14 protein-coding genes are annotated in these 14,564 nt (G+C 41.0%); 12 read left to right on the forward strand and 2 right to left on the reverse strand.

Translation table 11 applies throughout. From position 1 onward, the window contains the following. The first annotated feature begins 85 nt into the window (after window positions 1-85). The 5 genes from yoaA (at window position 86) to NLF92_RS03540 (ending at window position 5,221) form a co-directional block, all read left to right on the forward strand. Window positions 86-2,011 carry a DNA repair helicase YoaA gene (gene yoaA / locus NLF92_RS03520; protein WP_254098944.1) on the forward strand — a complete coding sequence of 642 codons (1,926 nt, stop codon included), beginning with the start codon at window positions 86-88 and terminating at the stop codon, window positions 2,009-2,011. Window positions 2,012-2,054: 43 nt separating this feature from the next. Beyond that, the gene (gene tsaB, locus NLF92_RS03525) at window positions 2,055-2,780 is read left to right on the forward strand and encodes a tRNA (adenosine(37)-N6)-threonylcarbamoyltransferase complex dimerization subunit type 1 TsaB (RefSeq protein ID WP_254098946.1); all 726 of its coding nucleotides are present in this window, start codon (window positions 2,055-2,057) and stop codon (window positions 2,778-2,780) included. 194 nt (window positions 2,781-2,974) lie between these two features. Beyond that, window positions 2,975-3,304 (forward strand): hypothetical protein, encoded by a 330-nt coding sequence (locus NLF92_RS03530; RefSeq protein WP_254098948.1) that lies wholly within the window; start codon window positions 2,975-2,977, stop codon window positions 3,302-3,304. Between the two features lie 175 nt (window positions 3,305-3,479). Next, entirely contained in the window at window positions 3,480-4,241 is a 762-nt protein-coding gene (locus NLF92_RS03535; RefSeq protein WP_254098950.1) for a Slp family lipoprotein, read from the forward strand. Then, a complete protein-coding gene (locus NLF92_RS03540) occupies window positions 4,238-5,221 on the forward strand; it encodes an alpha/beta fold hydrolase (protein WP_254098952.1) in 984 nt (327 codons plus the stop codon). Before NLF92_RS03535 ends, NLF92_RS03540 begins: the two co-directional genes overlap by 4 nt. 44 nt (window positions 5,222-5,265) lie before the next feature. Here the strand turns inward: NLF92_RS03540 and NLF92_RS03545 are convergent, their stop codons facing one another. Next, window positions 5,266-7,119, reverse strand: coding sequence for a M61 family metallopeptidase (locus NLF92_RS03545; RefSeq protein WP_254098954.1), 1,854 nt, complete (start codon window positions 7,117-7,119; stop codon window positions 5,266-5,268). Window positions 7,120-7,573: 454 nt separating this feature from the next. Between NLF92_RS03545 and NLF92_RS03550 the strand changes: the two genes are divergently transcribed. The 7 genes from NLF92_RS03550 to NLF92_RS03580 all read left to right on the forward strand — a co-directional run bounded on the left by NLF92_RS03550 (window position 7,574) and on the right by NLF92_RS03580 (window position 13,764). Further along, complete coding sequence (locus tag NLF92_RS03550; RefSeq protein ID WP_254098956.1) at window positions 7,574-8,035, forward strand: Mpo1 family 2-hydroxy fatty acid dioxygenase; 462 nt, start codon at window positions 7,574-7,576, stop codon at window positions 8,033-8,035. 92 nt (window positions 8,036-8,127) lie between these two features. Continuing rightward, window positions 8,128-9,021, forward strand: coding sequence for a DUF6279 family lipoprotein (locus tag NLF92_RS03555; RefSeq protein WP_254098963.1), 894 nt, complete (start codon window positions 8,128-8,130; stop codon window positions 9,019-9,021). 29 nt (window positions 9,022-9,050) lie between these two features. Continuing rightward, entirely contained in the window at window positions 9,051-9,965 is a 915-nt protein-coding gene (locus NLF92_RS03560) for a DMT family transporter (RefSeq protein WP_254098965.1), read from the forward strand. 95 nt (window positions 9,966-10,060) lie between these two features. After that, window positions 10,061-11,770: an AMP-binding protein gene (locus NLF92_RS03565; RefSeq protein WP_254098967.1), complete on the forward strand. Its 1,710-nt coding sequence runs from the start codon at window positions 10,061-10,063 to the stop codon at window positions 11,768-11,770. Then, entirely contained in the window at window positions 11,771-12,913 is a 1,143-nt protein-coding gene (gene rnd / locus NLF92_RS03570; protein ID WP_254098969.1) for a ribonuclease D, read from the forward strand. Between the two features lie 15 nt (window positions 12,914-12,928). After that, complete coding sequence (locus NLF92_RS03575; protein ID WP_284700353.1) at window positions 12,929-13,231, forward strand: YcgL domain-containing protein; 303 nt, start codon at window positions 12,929-12,931, stop codon at window positions 13,229-13,231. 8 nt (window positions 13,232-13,239) lie between these two features. Further along, window positions 13,240-13,764, forward strand: coding sequence for a YcgN family cysteine cluster protein (locus NLF92_RS03580; protein WP_254098971.1), 525 nt, complete (start codon window positions 13,240-13,242; stop codon window positions 13,762-13,764). A gap of 38 nt (window positions 13,765-13,802) precedes the next feature. Here NLF92_RS03580 and dsbB read toward each other — a convergent pair whose 3' ends face one another. After that, on the reverse strand, window positions 13,803-14,327 hold the full coding sequence (dsbB, locus tag NLF92_RS03585; RefSeq protein ID WP_254098973.1) for a disulfide bond formation protein DsbB: 525 nt from the start codon (window positions 14,325-14,327) through the stop codon (window positions 13,803-13,805). Window positions 14,328-14,564 lie beyond the last annotated feature (237 nt).

Raw genomic sequence — 14,564 nt, forward strand, 5'->3', positions numbered from 1 at the left:
ATGCTAATATCTGTACCTATATACAGTGGTTTATGCGCACACTTTGTTGCATACTTTTTTTATCCTAGTTTACTGAGCTCCTTACATGCCTAAAAAAATTCGTAAAGTTTTTGACCAAGACGGTCTCTTAGCTCAGGTAATCTCCGGTTATACCCCACGCGAGCCACAAATCCAAATGGCCGAAGGCGTCGCTGAAGCGGTGAAATTAAAGCAAACCTTAATCGTAGAGGCAGGGACGGGGACCGGAAAAACGTTTGCTTATTTGGCCCCCGCTTTTGCAAGTACCGGTAAAGCCATTATTTCGACTGGGACTAAAAACCTTCAAGAACAGTTGTTTCATCGTGATTTACCTGTCGTGCGTGATGCTATGTCTTCGCATAAATTAGTCGCTTTGCTAAAAGGACGATCTAATTATCTTTGTAAATTTCGGATGGACCAATATGGTAAAACTAACCGTGGTTTAGACAAAGCGCAACTGATGGAGTTGACCACGGTAAGGTCATGGGCCGAAGGCACCAGTTCTGGCGATATGGGCGAACTAAAAGCCTTACCAGAAAATGCGAAAATTTTACCTTTTGTTACCTCGACAGTAGATAATTGCTTAGGCCGAGATTGCCCCGATTATGATGGTTGTTATTTGGTAAAAGCCCGTCAATCGGCGTTAGATGCTGACATTATTGTCGTGAATCACCATTTGTTCTTTGCAGATCTTGCGTTAAAAGACACTGGTTTTGGTGAACTGATCCCTGATGCCGAAACCATTATTTTTGATGAAGCACACCAAGTTCCTGATATTGCGAGTGAATACTTTGGCCAACAGTTTTCCACTCGTTTCTTGCATGATGCAGCACGTGATATACATCAAATTTATCGAACATCTCTAAAAGATATTGAACAGGCAGATAAAATTGCGACAAAACTTGCTGCTCTGGCGGCTGATTTTCGTTTAGCATTTCCTGAAAAAGGTCAACGTGGGAAGTATATTGAAGCGATTGAAAATGCGAGTGTCGCTGAGACATTACAACGTTTGACTGAAACCTTGCATACTTGTGTGGATGTTTTAAAAGTCCATATCGGTCGCGATAAGGCACTCGATAATATTTACGAGCGTATGGTACAAGCAAAAACGAACTTAGCAGCGGTTACTGATACTTCAGTGCTAGGAGTGTCATTGTGGTATGAAACCACTATGAAGCAAGTCGTATTGCACCGTACACCACTGAGTATTGCAGAAAAATTCAATGAAATAGCACAATCGCCAAAACGCTCTTGGATTTTTACTTCTGCAACCCTAATGGTAGATGGAGGTTTCACCCATTTCCAAGATGCAATGGGCTTACATTCGGCTAAAACTATGACCTTAGGCAGTCCTTTCAATTATGCAGAACAGGCTATGTTATGTGTGCCGAGGTTGTTACCCGAGCCTTCTGACAAGAGAATGCTTGGTCATCTTATCGATATTTCAAAACAATTAGTTCGTGCCGCAAAAGGACGCTGTTTCTTGTTATTCACTTCGCATTATATGTTGCGTCGAGTGGCCGAAAGTCTCCAAGAAGAAATTACAAATAAAATACTGGTGCAGGGTACGACAACCAAACAGGCATTATTAGATGCTTATTTAGCCGACAGTACATCTGTTTTGTGTGCTACTGGGGCTTTTTGGGAAGGCGTCGATGTGCGTGGTGATGATTTAGTCTGTGTATTGATTGATAAACTCCCATTTGCAGCACCGGATGATCCTCTTTTGCAAGCTAAGATTGATGACTGTAAAAAAAATGGGGGGAATGCCTTTGCTAACATTCAAATCCCCCAAGCTGTAATTACATTAAAACAGGGTGCGGGACGTTTGATTCGTGACGAAACAGACAAGGGCGTTTTGGTGATCTGTGATACTCGTCTTGCGACTAAAGAGTATGGTAAAATCTTCTTAAAGAGTTTGCCACCTATGCGCCGAACCCGAGATTTGCAACAAGCGGTGCAGTTTCTAGAAACCCTTAAACCTCAACGTTAACCATGTCTTGCATTGCGCAAGTTTTATTAGGATTGTACAAGTTATGAATGTTCTTGTGATTGATACCGCTACAGAAGCCTGTTCCGTAGCGATACATACACCAGCAGCTACCTTTACTGATTTTGCTATTTGTCCCCAAGAACACGCCGTCAATATCCTCCCCATGGTGCAAAAGGTACTCGCACAATCTGGGTTAAAAAAAGCAGAACTTGACTTTTTGGGCTTCGGTCGTGGTCCGGGTAGCTTTACTGGCGTGAGAATTGCTACGGGTATTATTCAAGGGTTAGCCTTGGGTTTAGATAAAAAAGTCGTCGGAATTTCGACACTAGAGGCTTTGGCACAACAAGCATCGAATCAATATATTGCTGATAACCCAGAAGATATGGCTTTTATAAAGGGTACACCAGTCAATATTCTTTGTGCTATTGATGCGCGCATGTCTGAAGTATATTTCGCTCATTATCGCTTTGACGGTCACAGTGTAGAGGCAGTAGGGCACGAGGAAGTGTTAGCACCTGACGAAGTTTTGGCGCGATTGGCTGAACAAAATATAACTCATACAAAAGCCGTGTTAGCAGGAACCGGTTGGCAAGCTTATGCGGAGTTTGGCATTACTGCAGAACTAGCTGTTACCTTGCCGTCAGCAGAATTTATGTTGCCAGCTGCATTAAGCCAAATTGCAGCTGGTAAGGCTTTGCCTATTGCAGAGGTTCAGCCGGAATATGTGCGTGACAAGGTTACATGGAAAAAACTACCAGGACGAGGGTAGGTCTTTTAGTTACGGGTACCATTTTATTCGGATATTTACAGTCAACCTGTTTGGGTGTTTAAAAAATAAACAGTTGATGTTATTATTTTCAGCAATAAAATTAACCGAGTTTAGATTGGACAAAATAGTCGTTTTTGTCTTTACTAACGGTAAAGTTATAAAATAAATCAATATAAAGAGAATACACACTACCTATGGATATTGAAGCTTCAGCCTTATTAGCGCAACGTGCGCTGGTGACCAATCCCGCTGTAAAATCACTACAGCAGGAAGGCCAAGCTCGCCCACAACAAAAAATCGATTCCCCGGAAAAAAGTGACACGATTATTGTTGGAAAAGTGCTGGATAAAGTCGCTTCGGATAAAGCATATGCAAAAGCAGAACGCTTTAGTCAGGATCAACAAACCTTTTACGATCAGCCTGATGGCCAAGTCAGAGAAGCGTTACACGCTTATCAATCACTCCAAACAGAACAAAAACGTGAAGAGGTTAGAGCATTAATGGGCGTTGATATTTACGCTTAACCTTCTTCACCGATTAATAAAAACCTGCCACTGTTCGCTCCACTATTTATAATATGCTGAATTTCAGTCTATATTCATGTAAGTTTATTAATATAGACGATAGCTAATGCCCTGTGCCTAGCGACTTAGTGACATGCAATTTGTGTGTACACATTGATAAATGGAGTACGGCCTCATGAAAAAAATTATAGTATTGACGAGTATCTTATTACTTGGCGCTTGTTCAAGTATTCCTGATACTTTACAAGCACCGGAAAATGCTCGTTTGGTTAATTACCAAGATGTAGTGACTCAAAACGTAAGTGAAAATGCTCAGGCCCGATGGGGTGGTGTCATTGCTAATGTAAAAAATAATGCAGATGGCAGTGTTATCGAAATCGTGCATTATCCATTGCGTGCATCAGGTCGTCCAAATTTGCGAGCGGAAAGTATTGGGCGTTTTAAAGCGTTTGTCGATGGATTTATTGATCCTTTAGTATTTAAACAAGAACGCGTTGTTAGTGTGCTAGGTACAGTGGGTGAACCGGTCAGCGACATTATCCAGGAACAACCTTATGTGTACCCAAGTATTCAAGTGTCAGGTTATCACCTTTGGGAAGATGTTCAGGAGGTAGATGTCCAAACTATTTCGGTCATGCCATTTTATCGCTTTGGTCATGGGTTTGGATTTGACAGTGGATTTCCTTATTTTAGAAGCCGTCACTATCTTAATTATTTGGAAAATCGCCGTATTCGAATTCGCTCGAACAATAATCAATCCGGACAGCCCTCTGGTGTCCCGACAAAAAATACAACTGGATCAGATGGTGCACAAAGTACAAGCAGTACTACCTCACATACTCGACAAGTGTTACCAGAGAGAACTGTGCCGCCCCCACGCCCTCAATTAGAGCGTCCTAGGCAAGTCGACGAACGTGATAGAGTTCGCAATAAATGAGGTATACGCCGAGTGAGTTTCCACTGCCCTCAGGGTTAATTTTACGTGGATTTTCTTATATCCCTGCAACTGAGATGACTGCAAAATCAAACTCCGTTATTTTGTGTCTGCATGGTTGGTTAGACAATGCCGCTTCATTTCTTCCTCTTTGGGATGATTTATTTGTGGCATCACAAAAGATAGATAATCTTGGTTCAGAGGCCACTGTAGAGGCAGAACTTACTTCACAGGCCTCGCACCAGGCCACTATAGCTGAAAGAAATTTAGTTAGTTACACATGGCACTGTATAGATTTTCCGGGCCACGGTTTATCGGAACATAGAGGTTCTGATGCGGCTTATCATCATACCGATTATATTATGGATATTGCCGCTTTGATTGAAACCCAAGGTTGGGAAAATGTGATATTGGTGGGGCATTCGATGGGAGGCATTGTTGGTGCCTCTGTTTGTGCCTTATTACCAGAGCGTATTCAACGTTTTATTAGTATTGAAGCTGTTGGACCTTTGGTGGAGGACTCCACTATGACCGTACAACAGATGCGACGAGCTTTGCGTAGCCGAATAGAACAAGCACAAAAGACTATCAAGCAACCCGACTCATTATCTCGAGTGCTTAGTGCCAAAATGCATGCGGGTAATTTATCTGAAGAGCACGCAACAATGATTATGCGCAGGAACTTACGCGAAACTGAAGGTCGCTATGTATGGGGAACAGATCCAAAACTACGCACCGTTTCAACCTTCAGAATGACCGTTGCACAAGCTAAAGATATTATGCAGAACATTCGATGTCCGATACTCTTCATCAAAGGGGACTCAGGTTTTGTTCGGATTAGTGAACAATACGCACAACGAACTAAATGGTTGAAGACCCAGCATAGCTTAACGACTTTGCCGGGTAACCACTATGTCCATATGCAGGCTCCACACCAGTTACTTTTGGCAATACAAAACTTTCTCACAGAGTCATTAACGTAAACGCTTTATTAAAAATCGTTTCAATATAAGTCATATGATTGTAGTTATGTACGACTTCTTTGGTACCAACTTTGAAATAACGCAGGATCAACGACTTTCACTTCTGCGGTATCAGGAATTGCGTCTCGGATAGGCAATACTAACGTCAACAAACGACCATCCCTGAGTACCGTGAGCGGTACACTGGAAACAAAGCTTGTGCTAGCAGTATTCACTCCATCCAAAATACCATGCAAGCTATCCATAGTGACTTCCCAGCCAGCAATGGCTATGACTCTATCACCAGGTAAACAGCCCGCATCATGTGCTGGTGAGCCTGCGTATACAGATTGGATTTGTACACCTAGATCCATTTTAGTAAAGACAGCGCCAAAGGCATATTTAATTGTAGTTTTGGCGGCAACTCCGCCTTTATCAGCCACTGAAGATGTGGCACGCATGGTGATATCCAAACCGATATCTTGGAGTAATGAAGAGAGCGGTAAATCCATACCGGTTGCAGTGGCTTGTTGAATGAAGCCTCTAATATCCAGACCAAAATGAGTTGAGCACAGTGTTTCTATAACATCATCCTCAGTCCCTATGCCCGTAGCCCCATATTCATCCCACAGTTTTGCCATAACATCATCTAGGTTAGTTTTACCTTGTGATAGTTGTTGCAAAACAATATCCAAGCATAGCGCAACAATACCGCCTTTGTTGTAGTAGCTGGTAATAAAGTGAGTTGACGTTGGCGTTTGTTTATAAAATTTTGTCCAAGCATCAAAACTCGATGCAGCAATTGATTGGTCTAGGCGACCAGGATTGCGTAATAAACGTGTGATGTTTTGCCCTAATATTTTTAAATAAGCGCTTTCGTCAATAACACCTGACCTAAGGAGACTAGCATCATCATAAAAGCTTGTGATCCCCTCATAGATCCAAAGTTGTGGTGTATAAATCTCTTCGCTAAGACTGGGAGATTGTAAGCAACTCGGTTGGATCCGTTTGACATGCCATGCATGAAATAGCTCATGGGCACATAAACTTAAGAATGTTTCATAGCCTTCTCGTTTACTAGGGTCCGTATTGTTTAGTTCAGCTCTGGGGTAGAGCAATGCAGTAGAGTTTTTGTGCTCTAGACCACCATAGCCATTTTGAGCTACCAAGGTTTGAAAAATATATTGCGTAAAAGGAATCGCTCCAAACAAAGCAAAGTGATGCTCACAAATTTTTTGGATGTCCGTCATTAAGATTGTCGGATCGAGTTGGGTTTCTTCTGTAAACATCATCGTAAACTGAGTATTACCCACCATAAAAGTGTGTTCACTGAGTTGACCTATTACAAAGGGGTGATCAATCAATTCAGCATAATCAGCACTATGATACTCGCCCATTAACAGTCCACTATCTAGAGGGCGATGCTTAATCTCTTTCATGCTAGTGCTTATTTGCCACTTCTTCTTTTGTAAATAAGCATTTTGCATAATCTGAACATGGTAGGGCTGTGCATCTTGGATGCCTGTTTCATTTAACACCGAACCTTGCTCATCAGCATCAAGCACCTGCAAAAAGATACAAGTACCATTCATAAACGCATATTGGTCATTAATAAATGCACTGCGAATCGACAGGTCATTCGCAAACACAGCATAACTGACAATGCATGCATCCTCACAAGGCGCTAATAGCCAAGTGTTTTTAGTTTCTTTGGTCAGTACGACACGTTGTTGTTTCGTTGTAAACGCTACCTCTCGATGCAAGTGTTGGGCGAAATCACGGATCATGTAACTACCTGGAATCCAAGAGGGGAGACGCAACAAACGAGGGGACTTAGAAGCGGGAAGGTGCATTTTAATTTGAATAATTTGTGCTTGAATGTCATGCAAAAAAACTTGGAACAAAATAGGTTTAGACACCGTATTATCCTTATGAACGTGATTAGAAATGCACTATTGAAATTCTGCGGGAACTCAGTGAAATTTTATCCCCCACTTCTTATTCCCTACATTTTATCAATTTGGTTGTATGAATACTAAGTTTACTTAATATGAAGCTGAGTACTAGTCTTTATTCGTGAGGAATCTATTAAAAAAGGACTTATCTAACTAATAACCATCTGGATTTTGAGGCATCTATGATCAATACTGACGGCTTGTAAAATTAATGTTAATATATGATGCAATGTAAACATGAAAGGGCTGCTGGATAGTATTGATGGAGAGTATTGAGCTAGCACTAACTTGATTACGATAGATAGCAGCTTGAATCAAGCAAAGCTCGGTATCACTTTATTTTGCACAACTAAAATATCCAATACAAAATAATAAAGTTATTATAATAACAAGCAAAACCTATCCCCAAGGATTTAATATGCGACAAATTGATAAATTACTTTCCCAATATGGTGAATCACACCAAAATAAAACCAATATTTTAATCCATGGCGTCGCTGTACCTAGTATTTTTTTTGTGACTATTGGTTTGATTTATATGATCCCTGTTCCAGACTTTATTGGGCGTTTTGATGTTACGTTTGCACATATTTTAGCCATACCAATGTTGATGTATTATTTTAAGTTATCAGGACCGATTGGCGCTGCAATGACCTTATTGACCTTAGGTGTTTTTGGTGGGATCAACCTACTTGAATCATTCGGAGTATCAGTGCTCTGGTTCAGTGTCGCTTTATTTGTCGCTATGTGGGTTTTACAGTTTGTGGGACACAAAGTAGAGGGCAAAAAACCTTCATTTTTTGAAGATTTACGGTTTTTATTGGTAGGCCCTGCATGGTGGTGGATGCACCTACTTAAACGCTTGAATATTCAACCATAAATTCTCATAAAGTATTAAATCCAGGTCGGATTGAACTAATTTTTCTAGTCATGGTATAAATAAAATATACGTCTAATTCTGAGTGGGTGATTATGAAAAGTTTTGTGCAGCAGTCTGGTCTCTTTGCTCGAGTGTTGCCGTCTTCTCGTCATTATAAAAAGTCATTTGTTGTAGTTGCGCTCCTGTTATTATTATCAGGTTGTGCAGGCAAACTTGCTTACAACAACGCAGATTTTATCATCTCTTGGTACTTGTCAGATTATATTGAGTTTACGCCAAAACAAGAACCCATCGTCAAGGCAAAGATTGATAGTTGGCTCGCTTGGCATCGTTCGACACAAATGCCGCAATACCTTAATCAGCTCACGAGGTTAAAACAACAAATCGAAGGTGGAACAATAACCGCTGAAGAGTTACGCAAGCACAGTGATCAGGTCGACACATATTGGTCTACGGTCCGTGAATATATCGCCACAGATGTCAGTGATTTTGCGATGACACTGGATATTAGTCAGATGTCACAATTATTTGTCACTTTGGCAGACAAACGTGAAGAAAACATAGTTGATTTTAAAAAACGTACCAAGAAGCAACCCAAACGCGCAGAGAGATTGATAGAAAATTTTGCTGAACGATTAGGTTATGTTACTGACGAACAACGGCAAATTGTAAATACCTATGCGGCGCAACTGCATAGCACCTATGATATGTGGATGACGCATAATGCCAATGTTCAAGCTGAATTCCGTCGAATATTAATCGCTAAAGATTTTATTCCAGATAGTGCTCAACAACTGGAAACTCTGATGCTCAATACCGATGCCATGCGCTCAGCAAATTATTCCAAAGCTCGTAACGAGAATAAGCAGTTGTATATCAACATGCTTTCAGATATGTTTCCCACCCTTGAGCCTACACAACGTAAAAACTTGATTGCTGAAATCGACACTTACATTGATTTGGTCCAAGATATTATTGCAAACTAACCACCAACGTTATCCCAAAGGAACAACAAATGTCGTCACCTCGTCCGGTGTACGGGTTTTTTCTCGCTTTGCTGACATCAGTATTGTGGGGGGCTCTCCCTATATTTTTGAAAATATGCTTAGATGCGATGGATGCAATGACGATCACGTCGGTACGCTTTTTAGTGGCAACACTGATTGTTGCGTGTGTTCTGGTGACGCGACAACAGTTTCCGAATAAACTCTTATTTTCTCGTAACAATCTTAGTTGGATGTTGTTTGCTGCATTTATGTTGGTATTAAACTATGTGACCAATGTTTTGGGATTAGCTTACTTAAACCCAGAAACGGTTCAAGTTGTTATGCAATTGGCTCCATTTCTATTGATGCTTGGCGGTGTTGTTATTTTTAAAGAGTCCTTCACGCGTTTCCAATTTATTGGCGCAGGTGTGCTACTTGGTGGTATGGCCTTATTTTTTCATCAGCGCTTACAGACGCTTTCTGAATCGGCAACTGAAGATACCATTGGTATGTTTATTATTATTTTTGCTGCAAGTGCTTGGGCGATTTACGCGTTAGCACAAAAACCATTGTTACAAACATTTGCACCGCAACAATTAACCTTATTAATGTACAGTTGTGGCTTTGTGATGTTATTGCCCTTTACTGATTTTGCCAGTGTCGCTGAGGTGAACCAATTACAATTTTGGGCATTAGTATTTTGTTGTCTCAATACTGTGATTGCTTATGGCGCTTTTACCGAAGCCATGCAAGTTTGGAGTGCCTCTAAAGTAAGTGCAGTCATCGCCACAGCCCCAATTTTTACTTATCTCTCAATGGGGATTGCGATTAGTATTGCACCAGAACAGTTTGCCCATAGTACATTAGATGATTTAGCCTATGTTGGTGCGATAATGGTCATTTTAGGGTCGATTATGACGTCATTGGGCAAGAAAACTCGCTAAACCCAACTATATTGGCTATTTCTAGAACAAAATCAGTTTTTTCTCGATTTTATTGTATAATTGTTGAATAAAATAATTATAAGAAGAGAAACTTCATGTCGAGTGACGCATCTTTGTACCCAGTATCTGTTAATCCTGAACTGCTTGCCCGTCCTTGGAATGCGCTTTATTCAAAAGCGGCCCAACACGCACAAATTCATGGTTTGCCCTATGACCATTCGCATACCTTGATTGATATGTTCGAAAAGGCGACCAACGATTATGCGAATAACAATGCCTTTATTAATATGGGGCACGCGATAACATTTAAAACACTGCACTCACAAGCACTCGCTTTTGCTGCATATTGTCAGTCTTTAGGCTTACAAAAAGGGGATAAAATTGCCCTGATGATGCCTAATGTTTTACAGTATCCTATCGCTTTATTTGGTGGTCTTTTGGCGGGGTTAACCATTGTCAACGTCAACCCGTTGTATACGCCTAGAGAACTAAAACATCAATTAAATGATGCAGAAGTTGCAGCGATTGTGATTGTGGATAATTTTATTGCGACACTCGAAGCGGTCATTAGTGAAACGTCCGTAAAATACGTCATTAATACCCGTCTGGGAGATATGTTTTCACCGGTCAAACGAGTCCTAGTGAATACAGTGATCAAACACGTCAAAAAAATGGTACCCACTTTTGCTTTGCAGCCTCATATTAGTTTCTCACAAGCATTGCGTCTGGGCTCGACTATGACGTTTTCTCCAGTACCAATAGTGCCTGAAGATATTGCTTTTCTTCAGTATACAGGCGGTACCACTGGCCCTTCTAAAGGTGCGATTTTAAATCATGCCAGTATGATGGCAAATCTAGCCCAAGTGGCGACTTTTCTAGATGAAGCCATTGAGCCAGGCAAAGAAACCGTCATTACGGCCTTACCCCTGTACCATATCTTCGCTTTACAAGCGAGTTGCTTGCTGTTTGTTCGATATGGTTGCACCAGTGTCCTAATTACCAACCCAAGGGATATGGATGGTTTAATCAAAACATTACAAAAGACGCCTTTCAGTATTTTACCGGCGGTGAATACACTCTTTAATGGTTTGGTGAATCACCCTGAGTTTGCCAAACTTGATTTTAGTCGTTTCAAATTTGGGCTGGGCGGTGGTATGGCCGTACAAAAAGCCGTAGCGGATAAATGGGAAGAGATCACCAAAACACCATTATTAGAAGGCTATGGACTGACTGAGAGTTCTCCAGTGGCCACCGTAAACCCTTTTTCAATTGATAGTTATACCGGTTCGATCGGTATTCCTTTGCCACAAACGGATGTAAAATTGATTGATGATAATGGCCAAGAAGTCCCATTGGGTGAACCTGGTGAGTTATGTCTTAAAGGTCCTCAAGTGATGGCGGGTTATTATCAGCGAGAAGATGCCACTGCCGAAACCATTATAGATGGTTGGTTACATACCGGAGATGTAGCGACAATCGATGACAAAGGCTATCTGTTTATTGTTGACCGCAAGAAAGACATGATCCTTGTTTCTGGATTTAATGTGTTTCCTAATGAGATCGAAGAAGTCGCGGTGATGCTGGATGGTGTCTTAGAAGCTGCCGCTGTTGGTGAAGCACATCCGACATCGGGTGAAGTGGTCAAACTATTTGTTGTATTAAAAGATGCTAATATTAGCGAAGAAGCGATTATAAAGCACTGTAAAGCGAATTTAACTGGCTATAAAGTGCCGAAAAAGGTAGTCTTCATCGACGAGTTACCCAAAACGAATGTGGGTAAAATTTTACGTAGAGAATTGAAATAAGTGTCTTACACCTTTATAGATAGTTCTGACGAGCTGGCAAAATATTGTAAACAAGCCAGTCAACACAAAGCCATTGCAGTGGATACTGAGTTCGTGCGAACTCGGACTTTTTATCCGCAAATTGGTTTAGTGCAAATCTATGATGGTGAAAGTGTGGCGCTGATTGATCCCATTGCCATTGATGATTTATCTGATTTAACAGCGTTAATGCTCAATGAAAATGTCGTCAAAGTATTTCATGCATGTTCAGAAGACCTAGAAACGTTTAACCATGCTTTGGACATAATACCAACGCCTATTTATGACACGCAAATTGCGGCAGGTTTTGCCAAAATTGGTCCTACCATGGGTTATGGACGAATGGTTGAAGCACTCTTGGAGAAAACGTTAGAAAAAGGTGAGTCTCGCACAGATTGGCTTAAACGTCCTCTTAGTTCGGAACAATTGCAATATGCCGCCGAAGATGTGTTGTTTTTATTGCCGTGTTATGAATTATTGGTCAATAAATTACCGGCACATAAAAACGAATGGGTAGCCCAAGAAATTACTCAATTGTCTTTGCGTAAAGCAGCAGAACTTGCTCCAGAAGATGCGTATTTGTTATTTAAAAATATTCATAAATTAAATCCATTAAATTTAGCGGTATTACAGCGTCTTGCTGCATGGCGCTTACGCTATGCTAGACGCCATGATATCACGCAAAATTTTATCGCACGTGAAACGAGTTTATATGAGGTTGCCCTCAAACTACCGACATCCAAGAGTGCTGTATTCCACCTGGATGTGGTGGCTCCACAAGAAGCACGCAAACATGGCGAAGTATTTGCACAAATTGTTAAAGAATGTCGCGCACTGGATCCTAACGAATATCCACCCCATGCTCGTCGTTTAATGGATGTACCTTCTTACAAGAAAATGTATGCGAATATCAAAGCTATCTGTCAAACAGTTGCCGAGGAGGTAGATTGTGAACTTGCTGAACTGGCTTCTAAGCGCCAAATTAACCAAATTTTGACATGGTATTGGTGGGATTACGATGACACTAGAGCTTGGGGGATGCAACCTGATTTGATGACCGGTTGGCGAGCCCCTTTATTGGCTCAAAAAATTCAAGATTTAATGTTAGAGACTACCCGAGCGTAGTCGCAGGAGTTACCTTTGAAAATTTTATGCGCTGTGTATAAATCACTAAAACGCGCGGATACATATATCTATGTACCCAAAAAAGACGATTTTTCGGCAGTTCCCGAGCCTTTATTAGAACGCTTTGGGGCCAAAAAATTGGTCATGCAAATCCCTTTACCAGCAACTAAAAAATTAGTGGGAGTCGAAGAGCCTAAACTACTAGCGGCTTTTGCAGAACATGGTTTTTATTTGCAGTTGCCACCTTCCACCCCGAGTCTGCTGGCGCAGCATCGCGCAGAATTAGGTTTATCTCCAGACCCCCAACAAGACAGATAGAGACAGCGATGGCCAAAACTCTTACTCCAGAATATAAAGCGTTAATCGCATCAAAGTACTGGGAAACCTTGCCTTTGTCAGATATGAATGACGCCCAATGGGAAGCTATTTGTGACGGCTGTGCAAAATGTTGCTTACATAAGTTTATCGACGATGATGATGTGGCCGATGTGGAGTTTACGGATGCAGTAAAAGAGGGGGGAGAAGAAATGCATTTCACCAATATCGCCTGTCAGTACCTGCATACCAAAAACTGTGGCTGTACTGTTTATGATAAGCGGACCGAACTCGTCCCCCAATGTGTTAAATTAACCCAAGCCAATTTACCACAAATTTTTTATATGCCACCAAGTTGTAGTTACCGCCGTTTACATGAAGGTGCAGGTTTAGCGGATTGGCACCCTTTGTTAAATAAGGGGAAAAAGACCGCTATGCATGAACAAGGTGTTTCTGTGAGGGGAAAAACAATCTCTGAACTGGATGCTGATATGGTGAACTTTGAAGACTATATAGTGAGTTGGCCCCTAGCATAAATCATTAAGCGTTTCACTGGCCCCTAAAAAAGCCTTTTTTAAAAGGCTTTTTTATGAAACATACGCGTAGCAATGATCGCTAACCAAAGCAAGCTGTATATACCAAAGATAATACGCATCCATTCGGCCATGCCCATCCCGACAAATTGCCAACGCGTATCATCACAACTACCAGGCGCGGCAAATATGCTTGGTAACCATTCGTGTAATGGCATGAAGCTTGGGAAGTTAGGGACAAATTCACAAATTGCAAAAAATGGATTAGGAGCGAAAATAATATCGACATGTTCATTTGCGATAATAAATCCCCAAACCGCACCAACTGCCCAACCGATGTATGCAATTAACCTGACCGGAGCGACGTTTAGCAGTAAAGGCAGTAAAGCTGATAGCATGATCCCCACAACAGCAGTTCTTTGGTAAATACATTTAATGCACGGAGCGTGATCAAACCCATGCTGAAAAACCAAGGCACTTATAAATAGGGCTAAAGCACTGAAAAATAAGAGTAACCATGGCGTTTTGGTTTCAGACCATGAACATAGAGAACCCGCAAATGACATATCATTTCCTTTGTGAAATAGTGTATCTATGATGAAAAAATCAAAAATAGAATTAAATCATACATGACATAAAATAAACACAGCGTGAACTAAGTTAAATTTTCTATGAAATTTTCCTAGGTATTATTTACTTCGTGTTTTGTGTGTATTTTATACAACTAGATAAAAACTAAGTATTTAAGTGCAGTGATATTTTCGCTTTTTTTATGTTATCTGGTACAATCAGTTTACTATCTA

The organism is Opacimonas viscosa (assembly GCF_024199005.1).
Lineage (GTDB): Bacteria > Pseudomonadota > Gammaproteobacteria > Enterobacterales > Alteromonadaceae > Opacimonas > Opacimonas viscosa.

Excerpts from the sequence above, each read along its gene's own strand:
- yoaA (WP_254098944.1), top strand. The coding sequence starts at position 86 with ATGCCTAAAAAAATTCGTAAAGTTTTTGACCAAGACGGTCTCTTAGCT.
- tsaB (WP_254098946.1), top strand. The coding sequence starts at position 2,055 with ATGAATGTTCTTGTGATTGATACCGCTACAGAAGCCTGTTCCGTAGCG.
- NLF92_RS03530 (WP_254098948.1), top strand. The coding sequence starts at position 2,975 with ATGGATATTGAAGCTTCAGCCTTATTAGCGCAACGTGCGCTGGTGACC.
- NLF92_RS03535 (WP_254098950.1), top strand. The coding sequence starts at position 3,480 with ATGAAAAAAATTATAGTATTGACGAGTATCTTATTACTTGGCGCTTGT.
- NLF92_RS03540 (WP_254098952.1), top strand. The coding sequence starts at position 4,238 with ATGAGGTATACGCCGAGTGAGTTTCCACTGCCCTCAGGGTTAATTTTA.
- NLF92_RS03550 (WP_254098956.1), top strand. The coding sequence starts at position 7,574 with ATGCGACAAATTGATAAATTACTTTCCCAATATGGTGAATCACACCAA.
- NLF92_RS03555 (WP_254098963.1), top strand. The coding sequence starts at position 8,128 with ATGAAAAGTTTTGTGCAGCAGTCTGGTCTCTTTGCTCGAGTGTTGCCG.
- NLF92_RS03560 (WP_254098965.1), top strand. The coding sequence starts at position 9,051 with ATGTCGTCACCTCGTCCGGTGTACGGGTTTTTTCTCGCTTTGCTGACA.
- NLF92_RS03565 (WP_254098967.1), top strand. The coding sequence starts at position 10,061 with ATGTCGAGTGACGCATCTTTGTACCCAGTATCTGTTAATCCTGAACTG.
- NLF92_RS03580 (WP_254098971.1), top strand. The coding sequence starts at position 13,240 with ATGGCCAAAACTCTTACTCCAGAATATAAAGCGTTAATCGCATCAAAG.
- dsbB (WP_254098973.1), bottom strand. The coding sequence starts at position 14,327 with ATGTCATTTGCGGGTTCTCTATGTTCATGGTCTGAAACCAAAACGCCA.